The organism is Paraburkholderia sp. FT54, from assembly GCF_031585635.1.
Classification (GTDB): domain Bacteria; phylum Pseudomonadota; class Gammaproteobacteria; order Burkholderiales; family Burkholderiaceae; genus Paraburkholderia.
This window is the reverse complement of the sequence record NZ_CP134196.1, coordinates 178,127-198,537: the sequence shown is the minus strand read 5'-3', so window position 1 is coordinate 198,537 and position 20,411 is coordinate 178,127. Positions and strand designations below refer to the sequence as shown.

At 58.3% G+C, this 20,411-nt stretch carries 19 protein-coding genes, 6 pseudogenes and 1 other annotated feature; of the genes and pseudogenes, 12 read left to right on the top strand and 13 right to left on the bottom strand.

Features of this window, described 5'->3' with window-relative positions; genetic code table 11:
- Positions 1–354 precede the first annotated feature (354 nt).
- The gene (locus RI103_RS20280; RefSeq protein ID WP_310817162.1) at positions 355–666 is read right to left on the bottom strand and encodes a DUF4148 domain-containing protein; all 312 of its coding nucleotides are present in this window, start codon (positions 664–666) and stop codon (positions 355–357) included.
- A gap of 283 nt (positions 667–949) precedes the next feature.
- Between RI103_RS20280 and RI103_RS20275 the strand changes: the two are divergent.
- Positions 950–1,057, top strand: a pseudogene (locus tag RI103_RS20275) (IS6 family transposase); the annotation flags it as partial.
- Positions 1,058–1,236: 179 nt separating this feature from the next.
- Here the strand turns inward: RI103_RS20275 and RI103_RS20270 are convergent.
- The 3 genes from RI103_RS20270 to RI103_RS20260 form a co-directional block, all read right to left on the bottom strand.
- Positions 1,237–2,124, bottom strand: a complete 888-nt coding sequence (locus RI103_RS20270) for an alpha/beta fold hydrolase (protein ID WP_310817161.1) — start codon at positions 2,122–2,124, stop codon at positions 1,237–1,239.
- Positions 2,125–2,126: 2 nt separating this feature from the next.
- On the bottom strand, positions 2,127–2,897 hold the full coding sequence (locus RI103_RS20265; protein WP_310817160.1) for a DUF4118 domain-containing protein: 771 nt from the start codon (positions 2,895–2,897) through the stop codon (positions 2,127–2,129).
- A 95-nt stretch (positions 2,898–2,992) separates the two neighbouring features.
- Positions 2,993–3,319, bottom strand: coding sequence for a DUF4148 domain-containing protein (locus RI103_RS20260; protein ID WP_310817159.1), 327 nt, complete (start codon positions 3,317–3,319; stop codon positions 2,993–2,995).
- Between the two features lie 1,085 nt (positions 3,320–4,404).
- On the opposite strand from RI103_RS20260, the gene RI103_RS20255 reads away from it, so the two are divergent.
- From RI103_RS20255 to RI103_RS39665, 6 genes and pseudogenes are all read left to right on the top strand, one after another.
- Positions 4,405–5,028 carry a glutathione S-transferase gene (locus RI103_RS20255; protein ID WP_310817158.1) on the top strand — a complete coding sequence of 208 codons (624 nt, stop codon included), beginning with the start codon at positions 4,405–4,407 and terminating at the stop codon, positions 5,026–5,028.
- A gap of 503 nt (positions 5,029–5,531) precedes the next feature.
- Positions 5,532–5,786: a hypothetical protein gene (locus tag RI103_RS20250; RefSeq protein ID WP_310817157.1), complete on the top strand. Its 255-nt coding sequence runs from the start codon at positions 5,532–5,534 to the stop codon at positions 5,784–5,786.
- Positions 5,787–6,343: 557 nt separating this feature from the next.
- Entirely contained in the window at positions 6,344–7,714 is a 1,371-nt protein-coding gene (locus RI103_RS20245; RefSeq protein ID WP_310817156.1) for an O-antigen ligase family protein, read from the top strand.
- 54 nt (positions 7,715–7,768) lie between these two features.
- Positions 7,769–7,877 (top strand): annotated as a pseudogene (locus RI103_RS20240) (transposase zinc-binding domain-containing protein); the annotation flags it as partial.
- Positions 7,878–8,154: 277 nt separating this feature from the next.
- Positions 8,155–9,032: pseudogene (locus tag RI103_RS20235) on the top strand (IS3 family transposase); the annotation flags it as partial.
- Positions 8,445–8,561, top strand: a sequence feature (AL1L pseudoknot). Its footprint overlaps the pseudogene before it by 117 nt.
- A 777-nt stretch (positions 9,033–9,809) precedes the next feature.
- Positions 9,810–9,911 (top strand): annotated as a pseudogene (locus RI103_RS39665) (transposase zinc-binding domain-containing protein); the annotation flags it as partial.
- 191 nt (positions 9,912–10,102) lie between these two features.
- Here RI103_RS39665 and RI103_RS20225 read toward each other — a convergent pair.
- The 4 genes and pseudogenes from RI103_RS20225 to RI103_RS20210 form a co-directional block, all read right to left on the bottom strand.
- Positions 10,103–10,276, bottom strand: a pseudogene (locus tag RI103_RS20225) (polysaccharide deacetylase family protein); the annotation flags it as partial.
- A 95-nt stretch (positions 10,277–10,371) separates the two neighbouring features.
- Positions 10,372–11,532: a glycosyltransferase gene (locus RI103_RS20220; protein WP_310817154.1), complete on the bottom strand. Its 1,161-nt coding sequence runs from the start codon at positions 11,530–11,532 to the stop codon at positions 10,372–10,374.
- 34 nt (positions 11,533–11,566) lie between these two features.
- The gene (locus RI103_RS20215; RefSeq protein ID WP_310817152.1) at positions 11,567–11,770 is read right to left on the bottom strand and encodes a hypothetical protein; all 204 of its coding nucleotides are present in this window, start codon (positions 11,768–11,770) and stop codon (positions 11,567–11,569) included.
- A gap of 647 nt (positions 11,771–12,417) precedes the next feature.
- Complete coding sequence (locus RI103_RS20210) at positions 12,418–12,687, bottom strand: hypothetical protein (protein WP_310817150.1); 270 nt, start codon at positions 12,685–12,687, stop codon at positions 12,418–12,420.
- Positions 12,688–12,733: 46 nt separating this feature from the next.
- On the opposite strand from RI103_RS20210, the gene RI103_RS20205 reads away from it, so the two are divergent.
- Together RI103_RS20205 and RI103_RS20200 are read left to right on the top strand one after the other, a co-directional pair.
- A complete protein-coding gene (locus RI103_RS20205; RefSeq protein WP_310817148.1) occupies positions 12,734–13,099 on the top strand; it encodes a transposase in 366 nt (121 codons plus the stop codon).
- 449 nt (positions 13,100–13,548) lie between these two features.
- Positions 13,549–14,685, top strand: a complete 1,137-nt coding sequence (locus RI103_RS20200) for a hypothetical protein (protein WP_310817147.1) — start codon at positions 13,549–13,551, stop codon at positions 14,683–14,685.
- A gap of 299 nt (positions 14,686–14,984) precedes the next feature.
- On the opposite strand, the gene RI103_RS20195 is transcribed toward RI103_RS20200, so the two are convergent.
- From RI103_RS20195 to merR, 4 genes and pseudogenes are all read right to left on the bottom strand, one after another.
- Positions 14,985–15,569 (bottom strand): alpha/beta hydrolase, encoded by a 585-nt coding sequence (locus RI103_RS20195; RefSeq protein WP_310817146.1) that lies wholly within the window; start codon positions 15,567–15,569, stop codon positions 14,985–14,987.
- The gene (locus RI103_RS20190) at positions 15,562–16,329 is read right to left on the bottom strand and encodes an aldo/keto reductase (RefSeq protein WP_310818515.1); all 768 of its coding nucleotides are present in this window, start codon (positions 16,327–16,329) and stop codon (positions 15,562–15,564) included. The genes RI103_RS20195 and RI103_RS20190 overlap by 8 nt, the downstream gene beginning before the upstream one ends.
- A 708-nt stretch (positions 16,330–17,037) precedes the next feature.
- A pseudogene (istA, locus tag RI103_RS20185) lies at positions 17,038–17,664 on the bottom strand (IS21 family transposase); the annotation flags it as partial.
- A gap of 644 nt (positions 17,665–18,308) precedes the next feature.
- Positions 18,309–18,752 (bottom strand): Hg(II)-responsive transcriptional regulator, encoded by a 444-nt coding sequence (gene merR, locus RI103_RS20180; RefSeq protein ID WP_310817144.1) that lies wholly within the window; start codon positions 18,750–18,752, stop codon positions 18,309–18,311.
- 67 nt (positions 18,753–18,819) lie between these two features.
- On the opposite strand from merR, the gene RI103_RS20175 reads away from it, so the two are divergent.
- From RI103_RS20175 to RI103_RS20165, 3 genes are read left to right on the top strand one after another with little or no spacing between them, the layout of a single operon-like run.
- A complete protein-coding gene (locus tag RI103_RS20175) occupies positions 18,820–19,170 on the top strand; it encodes a mercuric transporter MerT family protein (RefSeq protein ID WP_310817142.1) in 351 nt (116 codons plus the stop codon).
- Between the two features lie 9 nt (positions 19,171–19,179).
- Complete coding sequence (gene merP / locus RI103_RS20170) at positions 19,180–19,467, top strand: mercury resistance system periplasmic binding protein MerP (protein ID WP_310817141.1); 288 nt, start codon at positions 19,180–19,182, stop codon at positions 19,465–19,467.
- A complete protein-coding gene (locus tag RI103_RS20165) occupies positions 19,467–19,679 on the top strand; it encodes a GDCCVxC domain-containing (seleno)protein (RefSeq protein ID WP_310817139.1) in 213 nt (70 codons plus the stop codon). Before merP ends, RI103_RS20165 begins: the two co-directional genes overlap by 1 nt.
- Before the next feature lie 52 nt (positions 19,680–19,731).
- Here RI103_RS20165 and RI103_RS20160 read toward each other — a convergent pair whose 3' ends face one another.
- Positions 19,732–20,346, bottom strand: coding sequence for a class I SAM-dependent methyltransferase (locus tag RI103_RS20160; protein ID WP_310817137.1), 615 nt, complete (start codon positions 20,344–20,346; stop codon positions 19,732–19,734).
- Positions 20,347–20,411: the final 65 nt, after the last annotated feature.

Genomic DNA, 20,411 nt, shown 5'->3' with positions numbered 1-20,411 from the left:
AGGGCCGTGCGGACGTGCTAGATTGCGAAATCGCGATCATCGATTTCAAACGCTGCTAGTTCAAGCTCGACATCATCCTCTGGCACATCCGCCGCGGAATGTTAGGGCGGCAAATCTGTCATCCAGGGGGCGGGGAAATGACAAATTTGTCATGTGTTCCGCTATTGGGTTTATCAACGGCTCTGCACATACGGTCTCTGGCGCTTTCAGGTTCGGCAACTACATTGTCAAATTGAGCTTAGTTTTTATTCCGGCTCGCGTCCCCCGCATAACTTAACCAAACCGATTGACGTAGGCCACAGAAAAGACCGCCGTTAGCAGCCTGACGGTCACCGCGTGCGCTGACAATCAATATCAGTGATGGGTATAGATCGAGTGGGCGCCCACGATTGTCGTGGGCGCACTCACCTGCGAAGAGCCATCCGACACGCCACCCACGCCGGTGTTGTTCGATGCCGTGACCTCCTGCGCGTTGAGGCGGGCCTCCGCCGTCTGGATATCAGCCGGATAATTCAGTCTGCTTGGCCGGTAGCCGGCCTGTTCCAACCGGATCAGATCCGCCTGTACGTCCGCACGCGTCACTGACACACTGGCGTCCTGAGCGAAGGAGACGGTCGGGAGTGCGAGCAGCCCAGTAACCAGGGCAGCATAAAAATGCGACTTCATCGCGGATCACCTCATAAACGTGGATTTGGTCAGCTTCGATCGGTGATCGAAACCGCTGATCGCCTTCCTCGTCGCAACGGGAATGAGCAAGAGTGATTCTGCATAGCGAAGGTGGACGTGTCCTGACGCTCGCATTACACCGACGTCATGTTTGGATTTGAATTCCCGGAGTGAGCCGCCACTTGTTCCTTGCATCTATGAGATGCGTACGTTCACCGAACACGAAAGCGGACAGGTCACGCGTGTCGCGATAGACCGACGAACCGCTGGCGGAAAAATGGCTATCATCCTGGCCGGCATCGAGATTGCGCACATGATACGTAAAGGGCAGATGCATGATGATGGCGTCGCTGCGACTGCTGCCGACCAATTCTATTCTCTCGCGATGTAGGCAGTCCTCTTCATCCAGGCGTTTGCTCACCCCACCTTCCTTTAACGCGACACTACAAGCCAAACGCACCCCAACGCAATCGGCAGGCGCTGCAGCGCAGGGCCTGCTTTCACTACGCCCTTCCCGTCGTTGCAAGAGCCGTGGCGCCGACGCCCGCATGCGAAGTATCACGCCCCGAGTCAAGCACCGCGTTGCCTCCCTTTTGCGAGGTGCCGCAAACGCCTCGCAAGCGCCCTCGAGACCACCGGCGCCGCTTCTCCGTCTCCACCGCTTCGGGCCATTGCACTTTCCCGCAGAAACAGGGCCACCTCCCGCGCGACGATTTCGCGTTCGTTGTCGGATGTAATCATGTGGTACGAATCGTCCAGATAAATCGAACGCAGGAACGCGGAGCCAATGTGCGAGCTGACAAATCTCGCGTTGCTGGCGTTCGCAGTTTCATCGTCGATGGCGTGGATGATCAGGCAGTCGTTCTTGATATCGCGAACGAAGCCGCGCACGCTCCTGGCGAGTCGCGAAGCTTCGTGGAGCGCCGGCACGGAAATGGTGGAAGGGCCAACCTCGCTGAACGCATCCTTCTGCATTGCCCGAGCAATTTTTGCTCGCAGCGCCTCGTTCCTGAGTCCGAATGGCGATCCCTCGCGATATCGCCACCTTCCGCGCATGGGCGTGTAGTAAACCAGCCCCAGCAGGAATTGATACCACGGTATTGCCCAGCCGTCATAGGCGAGCGTGACAGACAGGAGAACAACGGCTTGAGCCGCCGGGCGATGCCTGACAAGCGCCAGAGCCAATGTTGCCCCGATGGAAAGACCGCAGACGGAAACATGGGCATACCGGCCGGACAGCTCGTCGAATTCTTGAATGACTGCCGTCAGCCATGCTTCCATCTTGCGTTCGGGGGACCCCGCGCTATAACCGTCAAACGTGGGCGCGCAGATCACGAAGCCGTTGCGCTCAAGCGCCCGGGCAAGGAATCGCATCTCGAGCGGCGAACTGGAGAGGCCATGGATCAGGAGGACGGCGTGATCCCCCCCTGCGTTGAACAACGACGTCGTATCTGACAAATTCAGCCTGCTAGCCGTAACACCAGAAAGTCACCTGCGTGCGTCGTAAAGCGTTCGCAGATGCAGTCCATTGGCTTGAACTTTCCGGCACCCATGTCCACGCGCGCGCGATGGTTGCCGGGCGTAAGCGTCGGCAACAGGAGCTTGATGTCATCGGAATGAACATGCTCATAGCGCAGCCCCGGCGCGGTGGCCGCTGCAATCCTCACCGAGCCGGCAACACGGACGTCGCCGGGGTCGTCTAGCGCCACCCGGTGATCGAGTGCCTGGATCAGGATAATGTTGTCGTGGTAATGAGGAAGATGTCGAAGCAGCCGATGCGTCTCATCGACCGCACGACCGGCCAACAACCGCTCGTTATCAGCACGTAAAAGCATTTCATAGCGGGATTGCGCCACGAGGCCGATGAGTTCGGTTCGGAACTGCGAGCGGCGCAATCTCTCGATCAGGCAGATCACCAAAATGCTGACGAGCGGAAGTGAGACAATCAGGTCGATGTCGGACTGGTCGAGAACGCCAATTTGCTGATAGGGCGGTACGAACAGGTAGTCGGCGATCACGAGGCCAAACCCCATGACGGCGAGCGCCGGCGCCATTCCAAAAAAATATGCGATCAACGCCGCAGCGATGAAATAGGCCGTTCCGGGCATGATGGGCCCGAGCAGCGGACCCAGCAGCAGCCGGCCCCCGCTCGCGACGACGAGCGCGAGCGCTGCGAAGTACCAGCCGCGAAGGCCCCGGGGCGCCCAGCCGCTCGCATTACGAACTTTCATAGTTTGTCATTTGCTTTGACGCCTGGTCTTGCGCTCATTCAGATACCCGGCAAATCTTGTGTGTCAGGGCGAACTGCACCCGCCAACCTGACGGTTTAATGACCGAAGTAAATCGACTTTGTGTTGCCAGTGGCTTCAGAGCGGGCCGCGGTGGGGGCACCGGATGCCGACAGACCACCGGCTACGCCACCATAGCTACCTGTCACTTCATTTTGCGCCGCGACCCTGGCTTCGGCGGCCTGAATGCCAGCCGGATAGCTGGTGTGGTCGCCGTCGCCCACGTGATAGCCAGCCTTCTCGAGCTGGAAGAGTTCCGCGCGCACCTGAGCGCGAGTGACAGACCCGTTCGATTGAGCGAACGATACGGCCGGCGCGGCTAACGCCGAAGCGAGAGCGAGAGCGGAAATGAGTGACCTGAGCATGGCGAAACCTCCGGTTGTTGGCCGCGAACGGCGATGCCGAGAAAGTGAGTGCTATGACGACAGTCGAATAAGTATAAACCCGCACTATGCGCATCCGTCGCATGATAGTTTCTATAGATCACATAGCTTGTTTCAATCGGACACTCCCCCGCCCGACCTTCCCCGGAAGACGTTGTGCTCAACTTCAAAAATGAATCAGGCACTTTGCAGGTGGTGTCGGCAACCAGGCGATGAACATACTGCCAGTGCGGCGCGGTGCAGACCGCTCATCGGGGAGCGGTTCGCTTTCGCTTCGGAAAGCACGGCTGCCCTAGCGAGATTTTTGGCTGAGAGGGCCGCATCCAGGAACATTTGAGCCCCAGGTGCACACGAACTTATATTGGCAACGATTTACACCGTGCCTTCGATCGGCCGTTCCTGGCACGCTCTGCCTAACAGCGATCAACGGCGCGCAAATCCAGAATCGACCATCCCTCACCGCTCCGCCAGGCCACTCAGAGCCAGCGAAAAGGTTTCGCGCAGCCTGATGCCTGTTGGACACTCGCGCTAACCAATGTCTTTATTTCGCTCGCGATGGCTGCTGGGTCAATCCGCGCCCGAAACGCAGGCGAACTATCGCGATCAGATCAGCAAGACGAGAACCGAAAGAAACATGTCTCCATGAAGGCTCGACAAGCGCCTCGGTAACTGACGCGGCAGGGGGTGCTCTACTCGCAGTGAAAAGCAGGTTCGATGAAAACGCCAGACGAAGGGAATGGGGTCAACTCGCCGGCGGCGTTTCGTCACATCGGGCTGAACGATGAAATCGATTCGACAGTTGTCGGCGAGCGGCGATAAACCGGATTTGCCTGTTCGGTGACACAGCCAGAGCCTGAAGGTCTGTCGCAACCGGCAATAGGCTGATCGAAGCGCCGCGTCCGACCGCCTCATGTCGAGGCGCGAGCAGCCGTTCCGTTGGCCGCCTTCTCTGAGGCCTACTTCTGCGGCACGCATGCATGCGAAGAAGTAGGTAGACTCAAAACGGGCGCTAAATGTGTGCCCATCCTTGCATCGCCCTGCCAATTTCATGTTCCGGAGCATTAGAAGTGAAGGTTTACGATTTCAAAGGTTTTCCTAATCCCGCCCGCGTTCGTATCGCGATTGCCGAGAAAGGTCTCACCAACCGCGTCGAGTTCGTGCAGGTCGATCTGCCCGGCGGCGCACATAGAACTGCGGAGTTCCTTGCCAAAAATCCGTCAGGCGCGGTACCGGTGCTCGAGCTCGATGACGGCACAACGATCTCTGAATGCACGGCGATCACCGAGTACCTTGACCACCTGGACGGCGAGCCGACGCTCACTGGCCGTACCGGTAAGGAACGCGCGATCATTCACATGATGCAGCGCCGGGCGGAAGTCGAATTGATGGATGCTCTAGGGACCTACTTTCATCACGCCACACCGGGATTGGGTGAAAAGATCGAGCTCTACCAGAACCGCGAATGGGGCGAGCGAAGCCTCAAGCGCGGGATTGCCGGCCTGCACTATCTAAACCAGGTCTTGAGCGGGCAACCGTACCTTGCAGGGGAAAGTTTCTCTATGGTCGACATCACCGCGTTCGCCGGACTGAGCCTCGCGGATTTCCTCAAGATCGAAGTGCCCGACACACTTACAAATCTCAAAGACTGGCGCGCCCGCGTGGGAGCGCGGCCAAGCGTCGCAACTGCCTAAGCCTGAGTTCGGAACCTTCAGGGCACCATACTGTTGGGCCTTGAGGCGTTCATTGCGTCATTTGACTGTCAAAGCAGCTGTTCGCTCGAACGGGTCGTCGGTGGCCGCGCGAACAAGCTATATCGGCAGTTGACTTGCCACTGAACCGACCACCACTTCGGCGTAGTCGTTGCCGGCCGACATGACCGCATGGATGACCGTTGTACCTTTGATTCTGTTTGCAAGGACCATTCAATGTTTATATCCGGAAGACTATGTGCCGGTCTTCGCTGCGCAACGAATTTATTGAGAGAGAGCATGCTCCCTCTCAAGCAGGTGGCCTCAACGAGCGGCCGGACGTATCCGGGAAAACGGCAGCGAAGTGATTTCGGTCGACTGGCTCGTCATGCTCTGGGTGTCCTAGATCACTATTGATAAAAACCGTTACCAAGAGTACGGTGCCACGCTCGAATGGTGAGCTTTTTCAGCAATCGCCAGCGCGTCTTTTCAGGAGAACCCGTCTGATGTCGTCCCCGCTGTCCCCGCTGCTGTCCCCAGTCGTCGGCGCGCACGGTGCGCTGCACCTGCTCACCGAAACCGATCCGGCGTCGGGAATGATCCGGCGCATGGTCCGTCTCGAAGCCACGCCCGACGGCCGGAGCGTGCTGCTGGTCGACACCGACGCGCGCAGGCCCGGTCTCCAACGCGAAATGCGCTACGAGATCACGCAAGGGGAGCTGATTGCCGTGATCCGCGCCCAGGGCGCCGACGTCTCCTGACGCTGCCCTCGAGCCGGCTGCCGAATTCCATCCACTGGCCGCGATGCGGGCCGAAGCCGAGTCGTTCGCGAATCTCGACAACCCGCACGCGACGCGCGTACCAGATGGACCTGAGGGACTTCATGGATTTCGCGGGGATCCGGCGGCCGGACGAATTCCGCATCGTCAGGGTCCGCGACGTCTACAACCGCCGTGCGAAGGCACCATGGCATCATCGGTCAACCCCCGCAGCATTCCATCAACTGGTACTGGCAATGATGACAAGCCGTAAATCCACGGACGCCGCCGCCCCACCACTAATCTCGTATTTGACAAAGTTCTCCGCGAAGTCCGCTGCGTCGAATAGAAGCGGAAATCTTTGCCCGGCGCTAGGCGCCCTCCGTCCCTGCCACCAGCGCGGCGCCATCCCTGGTGTCGGCACTAACTCCCTTCGTTTCCCTTTCGCATCTGGCCCTTGACTAGCGCGCAATCTCGTGCACCGGTCGCAGACCGGCCGATGACCTTTGACGTACAATCCGCCGACTCCAATTTCTTACCAATCTTTGATAGAAAATGAGATGAATGACCTGAGATTTCAATCTCGGATCGGGGAAACACTGTCCGTGGGTTGCGCCATACTGATTTTCGTGGCGATGTTCGACCACGTGATGGCGATCAAATATGTAGATCTCGGAATGCTGGTCGTGATTGGCGCGTGGTGTGCCGGCAGATCGTTGCTCAAGGACTCGCATACGCGCCCGCTCCTGTTGCCGCTCGGCCTCTGGGCAATCTGGACACTGATGTCAGCAAGCTGGTCAGCCGACCCCGCCATTAGCGCACACGCGTGGTTCGACGAAGTCGGCTATCCGCTCACAGGCTTCTACGTGTTCTGGCTGACCGGACAACAACCACACCACGTGCGGCGCCTGCAGATGGCCCTATGGGCTGCGTGCCTGATTCTTGCGGGCATCAGCGTCGCGTATTTCCACTTGCTCGATCCGGCCCTGCCGAAACCCGGTCTGCTGCACTTTTATCCCCGCGTTGGACACACCAGCACCCTGGCACTGATGGCGATACCCACACTCGGCGTCATGGCCGCAAATGCCGATACACGGATCCGCGGACTTACTGGCATCCTTTTCTGCGTCATAATCGGTGGTGCCACGCTGAACCGCTTCTTCTGGGCCGCGCTTGCCGCAGTCGTGGTGATATTGCTATGGCCGCATACGCCAAATGACCGCAAGCGTGCGGCGTGCATACTCAGTGCGCTCTTTGTTTTCATCTTGATCGCCGCGGGCTTTAGTAACAAGCTACGTCTCGCCACGGTTGCAAGCAACGCGACGCGATTGGAGACGGTGACTGCGCGCGCGACGATGGCCAAGCCCTATATCGGTATGATGCTGGCATCCCTGCATACTGAAGACCCCGCCGCGCGCCTGGCCGACGCCGATCCGCACCATCACGTTGGACTAATGTCCAGGTTTCTGGCGCTACGCGCAGCGGACCGTGCCATCACCGCCGACACCCGGCCGCAAATCTGGAGCTTCTATAGCAGTCAGGTGCTGAAACACCCCTGGATAGGTATCGGCTTCGGCAAACCGCTGCCGTCAATTGCCTACGGGAGCCTGGTCCCCCCCACCCTCGTCGAACTGGATGAGAACGTGCGGACTCACGCGCACAACCTGTTTCTGAACACGCTGCTGCAGGTTGGGGTTGTCGGCCTAGTGCTCGAAATCATTGTTTTTTCGTCACTCGCTTACCGTTTTTACGGGGCGCGCAAGACACACCCACTCCTCTATCGTGCAGGTCTGGCTCTCATAATCGGCATGATCACGAAGAACCTCACCGATGATTTCATGTGGGAATCGACGATGCTGATGTTCTGGTGCAGTTGCGGCTGGCTCATGGGCATGTCGGGTGCCCAGACAAATGCGAACTGTGCCAGCTAACTGAAAAACTACTGACGCAGTTTGTGAAAAAAACCGGCGGTGTCTAACCGTGAGCAGTGTCGCGTCATGCGCGCCACTGAGCAGTGCTGCACAGCATCCCTTGGGCGGCCACTTCGAGCAGTGCGACGCCTGCGGACACCAGCGCATTGCCTACAACTCGTGTGTTATGGGAAGTATTATCCAACGGGGAGTGGGCGTGTAGAGCGAGCCCGAATCGGGGAATCCGCGCTCGATCAACTCTCCATTAAAGCTTCGCCCTCTGAGCATGGCGATCACCTTGTCGGACGGCCGAAACGAGCTCCTGCGCAGTTGCCGTGGAACGATTGCGTTGAGTGTTTCGAGTTTCTCGGTAGGGTCAGCGCGAGTGTAAAAATTCGGTCGTCGCTAAATTGAACCGCACCGGGTTTTCCGGAGACTCCAACTTTTGAGAGAATCGAGTCATGGAAAACATCAAGGAGAAGTCACCAAGGTATTCGCCGGAAGTTCGTGAACGGGCAGTCCGGATGGTGCACGAGCATCGCGGCGAACATGAATCGCAATGGAAAATAATTGCGTCGATTGCCGCCAAGATGGGCTGTTCCGGCGAGACGCTGCGTAACTGGGTACGTCAGGACGAACGCAATCGGGGCCTGCGGGCCGATGGCAACAGCGCCGATCAGGAACGCCTGAAAGAACTGGAACGGGAGAACCGTGAACTACGCCAGGTCAATGAGATCCTGCGCAAGGCATTGGCGTATTTCGCACAGGCGGAGCTCGACCGCCGACCGAAGTGATGGTCACGTTCATTGATGATCACCGGCAGGTCTACGGGGTCGAGCCGATCTGCAGGGTGCTGCCGATCGTCCCGTCGACGTATTACCAGCATGTGGCCCGGCGCGCCGATCCAGCACACCTGCCGGCGCGGGCCCAGCGTGATGCGATGCTGTGCAGGGAAATCTGGCGTGTGTGGGAGGAGAATTTCCAGGTGTACGGGGTGCGCAAGGTCTGGCTGCAACTCGCCCGCGAAGGCATCCGGGTGGCCCGCTGCACGGTAGAGCGGTTGATGAAGAAGCTGGGCCTGCGGGGTGTGCGGCGAGGCAGATTCATCCGGACGACCGTTAGCGACAGTTCGAGGCCGTGTCCGCTGGATCGTGTGCAGCGGCAGTTCAAGGCCGAACGACCCAATGCACTGTGGGTGTCAGATTTTACCTATGTATCGAGCTGGCAGGGCTTCGTCTATGTCGCCTTCATCATTGACGTGATTGCCCGGCGCATTGTCGGCTGGCGTGTATCAGCATCGGCGCATACGAACTTCGTTCTGGATGCGCTTGAGCAGGCCCGCGTGCTGGTCACGCGCTTCTCGGCGGTACTGATGCCACAGTTGCGCGCACTGTCCAGCAGGAACGTGCGCACGCGCTTTGGATCCCACTCGCTCACATCATGACCAAGCACTTCCAGCATTGCCGAGGCATCGCGACAGTAGAGCCGAAGGGTCGACGCCTTCGCGCCCCGATGCTTTTGCATCCATCGCCGGAAACCGCCCACGGTGGCTGGTTCACTAGTCTCGGCATTTGAAGGATTGTCGCTTTCGCAGACACCAATCCCAATCAGGTATTCTCGAAAGCGCTTCGCTCCGAAGTAAACGTGGTGGTTCGCCTTACCGCCCTTTGCTTCTGGACAGGAGCACTTTGGAAGATGTCGACGGAAGAGTTCCAACGTCTGCGGACCCACTTCGGCCAGAGTTCCACCATTCATCAGCATGAAGCGGCCCAGATGATCGCCAGCCCGTATGTAACGTACGGCGCTGGCCGCAGAGTATCCCTCCTGTTCGAGCGTATCAGCGAATCTGTCCATGAAGGCGCAGGCCGGACCTGTGCGCAGGCGATTCAAGGTTTTGGGTGCTACCAGGTATCTGTCTAGCATCACATCCTCCCGTGATGATTGCCCGTGAAAGCTAGATCACGATAGCAAGGGAGGAGCGCGTTTTTATGGGGAGTTGGAATGCGTCTCTGAAGGCGCAGGTTAGAAGCGTTCAGTCGGCATCGCACCGAACCTGGTCTCGGACTCCCCGTTAGACAATACTTCCCATAAGACAGGTAATGGAGTGCGCCCCATTACCTGTGGTAACCGGCACTGTCCGAAGTGCCAGTCGCTCGCCCGCGCAGACTGGCTCGACCGCCTTAAGACGGACCTGTTGCCCGTCCCGTACTTCGACGTGGGTGACTGTGAAATTCGAAGGTTCCGGCTTCGCGCATCGCATCGATCTCCGACCAGAATCGCGCGATCGCCTTCTCCCTTTTCAATCGCCATTTCGCAATGCCGGTGGTTGAGTAACGGCGGTAACGTGGCACCTGAGCGCGCATATGCGCGCACCCGTCCTTCGCCGATCCAACTCGTCACCAGAAAGCATAAAGCGGTCAATTCGTGCGCCTGTAGAACTGAATGCGCATGCACCCAGTTGTCGAGATAGCCGTCGTCGAATGTCAGCAGGACGCACTTTTTCCGCAACGGCTCTCCCGCCAGATAGGCGGATAGTTGCGTGCTGCCTATCGTCGTGCAGCCCGCGCTTACAAGGTGCGCCATTTGCGCGGCGAAGTGATCGGGTGATACCGTAATCATGCCCGGCTACGTGCTGATATGGCGGTACATCAGCACGGGCACCGCTCTAGCGGACCGGGTCATGTCGCCGCCCGCCACCGACTGGATGCCTGACGCCGACGATTGATACCGCGCCGATATAAATCGATGGTCTCGTTCGCCATACTCTCGACCGTGAAATTGCTATCCGCCTTCATACGCCCGGCGAGTCCGAAACGCGCGCGCAATGTTGGGTCGTCGACCAACCGTGTGAGCGCGCCACGTAATGCATCCACGTCCTGTGCGGGCACCAGTAAGCCGTTCACGCCAGAGTCGATCAACTCGGGTACGCCGTCCACGTGCGTGCCGATCACCGGCAGCCCCATCGCCATTGCTTCTATGAACGCTTGGCCAAGCGCTTCCTGATGGGTCGGTAGCACGAACAGATCACAGCCACGCAACACGTTGTTGATGTCCTTGCGGAAGCCCAGCAAATGAATGCGATGGGATAACCCGAAGCCGTCGATCATCGACTTGAGCCTGTCAAACTCTCCACCCTCGCCAGCGATCACGACATGTAGATGCGGCCGGTCGATCATCATCGGCCTCACCGCTGCGATCAGCTCGGCGTGCCCCTTATTCCCGCGGAGCATCGCCACGATTCCAGCGATGACAGCGTTCGAATCAAGTCCGAGTTCATCGCGCAGCGTTGAATGCGTGAGTGGGTCCGGTCTAACGATGCCGTCATATATTGTTTCCACACGGCTTTCCTGCATGCCGGCGGAAATCAGATAGTTGCGCACGTAATGACTCACCGCGACGACGCAGTGCGGGATCCAATTATATGTAGCCAGCGACGTGATGGGCAGCGCCAGATGCCGAGTCCGGACAATGAGTGGCGTTCCCGCGAGACGTCCGGCCATGCCGGCGATCAGGCTGTCATGACCGCTGTGCGTATTCAGCACATCAAAGCGACGCCGGTCAAGAATTGACCGGATTGTCAGCATGGAGAGCACGTCGGCGCCGCCGCGCATGCGTGCGTGATGCACCGTAAAGCCTTCAGCTTGCGAACGGCTCCCGAGCGTTGCATCGTCAGGGCAGACAAGTTCCACGTTGTGACCCAACGCACGTAGCGCGATCATTTCCTTGAGTGTACGTACTTCCTGGCCGCCCCAACCCCGAGACGACTCGCTATGGAGAACCCTTAATGCTTTCATGCGCTGACTGTCTCCTCTCAACCACTTTTTATCGCCGATATTCAATTCGGAGCAGTCGCTCTAGGTTAAAACCGGCGTGTTAGCAGGTTTTACGGCGTTCACCGGTCGTCAACGGGCTATGGAACATATCGCCCCGATTCCTGTGCCATCGATCCGGCCGGCCGAGTTGCATCTCTTCTACAGAAATTTTGGTCGCAGACGGCACCTTGCCGAAACCGATGGCCAGTTGGAACGCCGTGGCAAGCGGCAAACGTTCGACATTGCGCGCGTACTTCTTCGTCACTAATGCTGGGACTGCAGATGGCGCACGCCTGTACGGTGATGCGCATCATCAAGCGCAATTGACACGACGCGAAAGCCTCCCCCGGTGCTTCGCTCCCGGTAGTTCTTCCCCTTCGCATCGAATCTCACCGGTTCTATTGAGTTAATCACAGGCACTTCAGGATCAATTGCGGGACACAGTATCCGCAACCCACACCGAATCTACAGGTTCACTCTGAAGGAAACCTTAAGCGAGCGGAGCTGATCACATACGCCATGCGCCGCTTGCGCGAAAAGCCAGCCTCGTGGCGCATGAAAGGGGCTCGCCTCCAAGTCGCGCTAGAACCTGAGAATAGGTAAGTCGGCCGTCTGTCAGGGCTGTACCGGGCAGGGAAACGGACGTGAGTCGAGTCGCGCCGCGGATTGTCACCGAAAATTGTCAAGAGAACTTAAGGCCAATTTAACGCGGAGATGGAAGCGGGGTTACCGTCAAGGAGCGCATATCCGCGAAGAATCGAGCGAGGGCCGGTCGTCTCCTGTTGCAGTCACAGACGGAGTGGCGAGTAACCCCTCAGGGATAAGGGCGCCCATTTCCCGATTCAAGTTTGCGCCGGGCACGCCGACAAGAAGCAGGATAAACGCATCATTTCTTTGTTCCATAAGTAACTATTACTGACGTTCGACGTATTGCTCGCCGATCTCGCGATTCCGGGCATGTCGGATATCGAACTCGTTGAAATAGCCGTGGAGTTGAGGCCAACGCCGCGCGTCATGTTCGCCTCGGGTGACGAGATGCCTCATGTTCCAGCGCTGCCGTACCGCTGGAAGGATGTAGTTGAAGATCTTGTGCAACGACAGCGTCGGTGGCTGTCCGCGTCGGCAACGACTCAGGTGTGGCAAAACAAATTCCTCAAACTGAGATCGCGACTGCAACATCATCGCGCCGTTCGTGACGGCCCCGGGCAACAGCAACGAATCGCCGCTGTTGCGCGACGCGTTGCTCAGACTAACCGAAATGGTCCGCACTATTGGCGCGGACCTGCAAGGTTCAACCGTCAGTCTGGATGGCGTCTACGATTGCCGGGCCAACCGCAAGGCGATCTTCAATCGCGGCATGACCTCGAATATCCCCGAGAACCCACGTGGGCGCAAAACACCGAGGCGCGCCCGCAAGCAGCGCTTTGATCCGGCGATCTTCGAGGAGCGCTTCAGAACCATCGAATGCGTCTTTGCCTGGGAAGATAAGTTCCGCCGTCTGCTACTGCGCTTCGAACGGATCAGCGACGTGCACTACGCGTTAAAGACGCTCGCCTATACGATGATCAACCCGCGGCACTACTGCCGAAACTGATCTCACGTCCGGGCCTTGTGTAGCATCGTCGGCGCTCTGCCCAGCGTCGCGATCGTGCTCGACGCGTTGATACCTTCATCTTCGCATACCAAAACATATCGTCGCATCTTCAGCAAGCCGTGCCCGACATCGATCGGCGCCTCGGGCTTGTTCGACCGCTCCGTACAAAATCAGCGTCGAAACTAGCAATCAGTTGTCAATTTGCGTTTTGCATACAAAAAACTACGCGCCATGTTCGATCCGATGCCAATTCTAATTTCGACGCGTGTTTACCCAGGTAACACATAGCGTCTGCGGTGAGCTAGAGTTCGTCAGAGCCAACCGGATGCACTTTGAATGCAATATACAGGTCGCGATAGTGCCCAAGTTGGAGCGCTGCGTCAGTTGGCGTTGGGCCATTGAGCGCTGTGGCGCCAAACAATTACTTGAAGTACTTCCAGGAGACAGAAATGAAAAGACGGATCACACAGCGTGGCGTGCTTATCGCCGCATGCTCGTTTGTCGCTTGCCTGCTCGCGGCGTGTGGCGGCTCGGATAACAACCTTAGTTCGTCGCCGCATCTGGTGACCAATATAGCGGTGCCCAACTCGACGACGCCGGCCTTTAGTTTTGACATCGGTTATGCGGATCAAGGCAAGTATTTCCTGGCTGACCGAAATAACAAGGCCGTCGATGTGGTGGACACAGCCAGCAATAAACTGATCGCGCAGATCACAGGCAGTTTTGCCGGCAATGGCGCGACGACCAGTTCCTCCGGGCCGGATGGCTTGGTCGGGCTGCCCGGTACGAGCACGCTTTATGTGGGAGATGTGAATGCCGTCAAGGTCATGAACACGTCCACGCAAACCGTGACGAAGACGATCCCGATCGGCACAACGGGCAACCGCACGGACGAAGGGTGCTTCGATCCGGACGATCATCTGATTGCCATGGCAAATCCCGCGGACTCGCCGCCGTTCCTGACGTTCATCAACACGGACACTCAAGCGGTCGTTTCGCACCTGAACTTTACTGGCTCCGCGGGTCTCGAAGCATGTGAATACGACGCGGGCACGAAGAGCTTCCTGATCAACAACGACGGCACCGCGGCCAATCCGGACGGCGAACTCGATGTGATTCCTGTGAGCTCGATCACCGCGGGCCAACCGGTTGTGACGAAGGCGTTCCCTCTGGGTTCGTGCGCGCCGACCGGCCTGGCACTTGGGCCAAACCAGGATGTGATGGTGGGCTGCGATCCGGGCGCGGGCAACCAGTTGATCACGCTGATCCTCGATCGCACCAACGGCAGCACGCTGGCCAAATTGCCGTTCGGAGGAGTCGACCAGATCGCCTACGACAAGACGTCCAACCGCTATTTCCTGCCTGCGCGACACTGGACGGCGAACGGCGTGGCTGCGGCGTCGGGCTTTACGCCGCAGATGGCGGTCATCGACGGTACCAGCCGGAAAATTATCACCCAGCTGGCAATCGGTACGGGCGCGCATTCGGTTGCGGTCGACGGTCCTTCAGGCCAGGTCTATGTACCGTTCCAGGCAGGCAGCGGGGCGTTCCCGAACGGCGGTATCTCGGTGTTCACTGTGCGTTGAACGCGGTGAGGTCGTTTCAGCCAAAACATCGTGCAACCATGACCCGATCCGCCCGGCCTAGGGTGGTCGGGGCTGCCTACCACGCGTAACAATTATGAGATCAGCAGGGGTCTGTCAGGTTGGCAATGCGGCTGCGAAAGATAATGCGATGAAGAAACAGAAATCGAAATCGCTTTATCACGGGCACCGCTGGCACTGGTGTGATGGACATCTTACGCGACCACCTCGCCAACGTGACAGAGCCGCCGTGCCGCACACGGGTTGTGCGGCACGCAGCGACACCACGGCGACGACGCGACCTAGTGTTGACTGGCGTCGAGGACGCTGAACGCCAGCGCCGCTGGGATGTCCGCCTCGAAGTCGCTTACCGTCTGTTCGAAGTGAGTCAGGTAGAAACGATAGTAATCCCACTGCCCATCGGGATGGAGGTGGAGCGGGTATAGTTTTCGATCGATTAGCGGCAAAAGGTTTGGCAGCGCGAAGGCGTCTGGGAAATATGGCACCGAAATCAGCACCTGGCCGCGACCGCGGTCGCTATGCCGTGCGGCCAGTGCCCCGACCACCGGGCTTTCCCAGTCATGCCCAACCCAGATTGCCGGACGCCCTCCCAGATGATCGTGCAGCTCGACCATGTCCTGAACGATCTCGCTCAGGGTGTAGGCCTCGGAAGCGGTCGGGCTCGATGAGCCACCGTAGCCGCGCATGTCTGGCGCGACGCAGCGCCAGCCTTCCGCCGAAAATGCCTCGAGCTGTGCGCGCCACATCAGGCCAATTTCCGGCCAGCCATGAATGAAGAGCATAAGCGGCCCGTCAACCGGGCCGCATTCCCAGTAGCGTGTCGTGTGACGTCGCGAGGTGAAGGTATGCGCGCTCAGTTCAGTCATGGGTGGTCAGCGGAAAGGTTTGAGGACTCACAAGTTCCGGGTCCGGGCCGCCACGTTCTCCCGTGTCGAGCGCGCTGATAGCTTGGACCTCGTCGGCCGCGAGCGCGAAGTTGAAAACATCGATGTTCTCGGCAATTCGTTCCGGACGCACGGATTTGGGAATCGGACAGGTGCCGATCTGGATCTGCCAGCGAAGGATGATCTGTGCGACACTCTTTCCGTACTTTGCGGCGAGTTGAACGACGCTCGGATGGGACAGCGGATCGAGCACCTTCCCCGACAACTTTGCTTTCTCTCCGTCACGCTTGATACCGCCTATAGGAGACCAGGCCTGCGTAATAATCCCCAGCTTTTCGTTGGCTTCGCGAAGTTCACTCTGGGGGAAGAACGGGTGTACTTCTATCTGGTTCACAGCCGGGACGTGTTCGGTTCGCTCAATGAGAGTGCGCAGATGAGCAGAGCTGAAGTTGCACACTCCAATCGCCCGGACGTGCCCTTCTGCCAGAAGCTTCATCGCGGGTTCGTAGGAAGCTACCGTTGCATCAAAGGCCGAAGGGACAGGCCAGTGAGTCAGATACAGGTCCAGATAATCGAATCCTAGTTTGCGAAGACTCCTATCGAAGGCGTGCAGCGTCTGGTCGTAACCGTAATCTGTCATCCACACCTTGGTCGTAACGAAAATGTCCTCGCGAGGTACACCGGAAGCGCGAATGCCCTGCCCCACCTGCTGCTCATTCATATAGGCCGCAGCCGTATCGATAAGCCGGTACCTGACAGTACTATCACAAGCTCTAAGGCTGCATCCTAAACTGTACTATTCTTGAGTTGTCTCGTCCAATCGTCGGAGGTCTGTAAATGAATGCGTTTATACGAGAATTCGTGATGGCTTCACGACGAAGCCCCCGACTCTTTTTCGCACCTATAGTTGGTGTTGTGAAGGCAGTACGTCGGGAACTCGCTCGGCTGAACTAGGCCGCGGAGGATTTCACTTCGTGCGACCTGAGTAGATCACGGAGACAAGGGATGCGGAGTAAGGTGACACTGACGAAACGCCACCTCATCGTGCTCCTTTTCAACACGCACGAGCATATAAAAATACCCCACGACACGGTGATAAGGTGCGCCTTGAACGCCGAGCAATTCGCGAGAGCGTTTCCTACGGCAATGGCATCCTGTAATGAGATATCACCGTGGCCCTCGCCCAAGGTTCGGTATGAATCCAGCACGATCGTTTACCGAACTACGACTCAGCGCTCACCACCAAGCGTCCCGATCACCCGCGAATTCTTGTCGCGCTGCTTCGAGCACCCGTGCCGGTTCGCTTGTGAAAGACTCTGCCGGCAACAGACCGTCTAGAAGCGCGTGCGGCGAATACAACCAGAACGCTCGCCGCCATCCCCCGCGATCATCATCGTCGGGTAAGATTGAAAGCAGTTCGGCGACTTCCGGACGGAGCTTGCCGTGCTGATCAAACTGGAACATCGGGTAGCGGATGTTGGAGGGTCTCACGTGGCAGCACCCGGCGGTTGTCTGGCGCAGCAAGCACTGGCGTTTGCGCCGGCAACGGCAGGAGCGCCGCCTGTTCCGCAGCCAGCCTTACCGCTGGACGTTCGCCCGTCGTTGCGTGACGGCGCCGGTTGGCAACTTCGGTCAACCACCGGCCAATGTGCGCATTGGCCGCCTCGACGTCCAGCTTCAACCCCGATGACCTGAGCGTCGCAGCGAGCGGCACAACGAAGCTCTCCTTGAGATAGCGGTTAAAGCGTTCGACCTTGCCCTTGGTCTTCGCCGGATATGGACGACACACCTTCGGCGTGAAGCCGTAGGTCTCCGCCAAAGCCAGCAACTGCGAATTCCAGCGATGCTGGCCCTCACCGAATGCATCGCGCTCGATGACCACGGACTTCGCGTTGTCGAACAGCACGTGCTCCGGCGTCCCGCCGAAGTAGACGAGCGCTTCGCGCAGGCATTCACACAGTGTGGTGGCGCCCTCGCCTGAGATGAATCGCACGAAGCTCGCACGGCTGTAACCCATCGTGGCGACCAGCGCGAGCAACGGCTCGCGTCCTCGTCGGATAACGGTGAAATCAGCCTGCGCGATAAACCCGTTTGCCTCGCTATCTCCCGAACCGCCGTCCCGCGCCTGGCCAAAACCTTGATTTCCACTGCTTGCTCCTGAGTCAGTATCGGCGGCAAAAAGCCGCCATCGTCTCCCAGGTGGGCCAGGTTTACTTCGGCGGGAGGGTCATTTTTACATCGGCGCTAACACGTACCTTCGATAGCACCGAATACGACTGGCGATTACTCTGGCGACAAGGTGTGCTGAGTGCCTGCGACTTTGAGATCTGCGTAAAAGTATTTGTTCACTGCGCTAGCGCAGTGAAAGCGTGTACTTTGTGCGGAAATTCGTCGAGCATACATACATTGTCTCCGCCGCATCGAATCGTCGCACGCATATGGATTTGCAGCGAGATGCGGGTGCGTCTGAACTGGCAACTTCGCAGCGCACCGCTATGTTATTCGTACAATTAGTATTACGCGCGACTGTTATAGGGTTAAAGGCGAACGCTATACATCAAGGTTTAAAATGAGCTTTATTGAAAGGCTCTTGAATTCTAAGGCACAGTGACCCCGTGATTTTGCTGTTCGCATCACTTGGGTTCCGTTGTGAACAGCAAAATTGGTGACGAGCGCGAAGTTCATCGATGAACCCATTTGGCGAGTCGTTCCAGACATCGATCAACTTTCGCGATGAGCTTCTGGAAAAGCGTTGGCCGGACGACCATCACCGCCGTCCATGAGCGCGTCAATAAGCGGGCAGGACACTTTGCCCTTCGACGTCGAGCAGCGCTGCACCAGTGTTATCAACTCGACTTCTAACGCGGACAAATCCTGGATGCGCTGGCGCACATCGGCGAGCTTATGTTCGGCGATAACACGCGCAGAGTTGCACGCTTGACCATCGTGCAGAGACAACAGGGCTTCCACCTCATCAAGCGAAAAGCCAAGCAACTGAGACCGCTTGATAAAGCGAAGCCTCGTCAGTACGGCTGTCGGGTATCGCCGAATGCCTCCTGCGGGGCGGGGTGGCGTTGGCAGTAATCCGCGACGATGGTAGTACCTCACTGTTTCGACGTTGACCTCCGCCGCTTCAGCCAGCTGTCCGATGGTCATTTCCGGCATGGTGAGCTTGACTCCGTACTCAGGTACGCACCTAGACTAGACTCAACCCGTCCGAAAAGGAAGTGCCATGCTACCTCGCTGGGCCACCACCGGCTCCCTGCTAGCCGGAACTGCTGCCGCATTTGGCGCATCCGCCTGTTGCGCCGGCCCTTTGCTCCTTGTCGTACTGGGAGTCGGGGGCGTCTGGGGCTCGCGCCTGACCGCATTCCGGCCGTTTCAACCCCTATTTGTCGTCATGTCCATCGCCTTTTTCGCGGTCGCTTTCCGTAGGCTCAACGCCAGGTCCCAACAATGTACGGTGGGCGAAACCTGCGCGCCGCCTTCGGCGCATCATCGGCAACGCTTCATTTTCTGGGTCGTGATGCCGGCCGCGCTCGCCCTGATGTCGTTCCCGCTCTATGCGCCGCTCTTCTATTGAGTACCTTCCATGAAGAAACTGATTGCTGTGCTCGTCGCGACGGCGCTGACCGCGTCCGCGGCGTTGGCCGAGGGACTTCGCACGGTCACCCTTGACGTCACAAACATGGATTGCGCTGTGTGTCCGATTACGGTTCGCAAGGCACTTGAGAAAGTGCCCGGCGTGACCTCGGCCAAGGTCGACTTCGCAAGCAAGCGCGCGGAGGTGGTATTTGACCCGAACAAGGCTTCGGTCGACGCGTTGACGAACGCCACAGCCGATGCTGGCTATCCGTCTCACGTGAAGCAGGAGCAGTGATGAGTTCTGTCGCCTTGAATTCCACCATTTCGTGCCCCGTGTGTGGACATACCAAAGTCGAAACGATGCCCACCGACGCCTGTTTGTGGTTTTACGAATGCGAGCATTGCAAGACTGTGCTCAGACCAAAATCCGGGCATTGCTGCGTGTACTGCTCGTATGGCACGAACAGGTGCCCGCCGATGCAACAGTCCGGTTCCTGCTGCGCCTGACCAGGCTCACGTAATAGGCGAGGCACGACGCCGAGTCGGGGCTACCCGACAGTCACAGTTTCCGGAAACTGCAGTAAAGAAACTGCTGGCTGGAGCCAGCCGGCGTGTGGTGGTCCTCGAGTGTGCTGGTGACCAGTTCAAAACCTGGGCCAAACTCGTCGGAGAGCTGCTGAACGTCGAATCGCCTGACATCCAGCCCGCTGCACCTGTTTGGTCCCAGTGGTCCGAATGTGGCAATTACAGCGCGGCCACCCTGCTTGAGGGTTCTCGTCAGCAGGCGGGTGTAGGCGTCTCGTTGCGATGGTTCCGTCAGGAAGTGGAAGACGGCGCGGTCATGCCACACGTCGTATCGATGCTCAGGCAGGTCGACCACCATAATATCGGATTCGACCCACGTTACCTGCCCGGCGACAGAGCCCAAACGCTGTTTCGTCGTCTCGAGAGCGATGGCGGACATATCGAGCACGGTCAGGTTTCGATATCCACGCTGAAGTAAATCATCGACCAGCGTCGATTCTCCTCCGCCCACATCAATAATGGCTGCGTTCCGGTCCGACACGGCTTCGCAAATCAGCGTCAGCGAGATGTCAAGGTGCGGCCGATACCAGCTGACTGCATCCGGGGCCTTCGACCGGTAAACGTCTTCCCAGTGCTGTTTGCTGTCCATGTTGCATCCTTAAACGCCGCGCCATGTCTTGAGGACCTTTCTTTGGCGTTGAGGCGGGGTATTCA

Excerpts from the sequence above, each read along its gene's own strand:
- RI103_RS20280 (WP_310817162.1), bottom strand. The coding sequence starts at position 666 with ATGAAGTCGCATTTTTATGCTGCCCTGGTTACTGGGCTGCTCGCACTC.
- RI103_RS20265 (WP_310817160.1), bottom strand. The coding sequence starts at position 2,897 with ATGAAAGTTCGTAATGCGAGCGGCTGGGCGCCCCGGGGCCTTCGCGGC.
- RI103_RS20260 (WP_310817159.1), bottom strand. The coding sequence starts at position 3,319 with ATGCTCAGGTCACTCATTTCCGCTCTCGCTCTCGCTTCGGCGTTAGCC.
- RI103_RS20250 (WP_310817157.1), top strand. The coding sequence starts at position 5,532 with ATGTCGTCCCCGCTGTCCCCGCTGCTGTCCCCAGTCGTCGGCGCGCAC.
- RI103_RS20245 (WP_310817156.1), top strand. The coding sequence starts at position 6,344 with ATGAATGACCTGAGATTTCAATCTCGGATCGGGGAAACACTGTCCGTG.
- RI103_RS20210 (WP_310817150.1), bottom strand. The coding sequence starts at position 12,687 with ATGATGTTGCAGTCGCGATCTCAGTTTGAGGAATTTGTTTTGCCACAC.
- RI103_RS20200 (WP_310817147.1), top strand. The coding sequence starts at position 13,549 with ATGAAAAGACGGATCACACAGCGTGGCGTGCTTATCGCCGCATGCTCG.
- RI103_RS20195 (WP_310817146.1), bottom strand. The coding sequence starts at position 15,569 with ATGACTGAACTGAGCGCGCATACCTTCACCTCGCGACGTCACACGACA.
- merR (WP_310817144.1), bottom strand. The coding sequence starts at position 18,752 with ATGCCGGAAATGACCATCGGACAGCTGGCTGAAGCGGCGGAGGTCAAC.
- RI103_RS20175 (WP_310817142.1), top strand. The coding sequence starts at position 18,820 with ATGCTACCTCGCTGGGCCACCACCGGCTCCCTGCTAGCCGGAACTGCT.
- merP (WP_310817141.1), top strand. The coding sequence starts at position 19,180 with ATGAAGAAACTGATTGCTGTGCTCGTCGCGACGGCGCTGACCGCGTCC.
- RI103_RS20165 (WP_310817139.1), top strand. The coding sequence starts at position 19,467 with ATGAGTTCTGTCGCCTTGAATTCCACCATTTCGTGCCCCGTGTGTGGA.
- RI103_RS20160 (WP_310817137.1), bottom strand. The coding sequence starts at position 20,346 with ATGGACAGCAAACAGCACTGGGAAGACGTTTACCGGTCGAAGGCCCCG.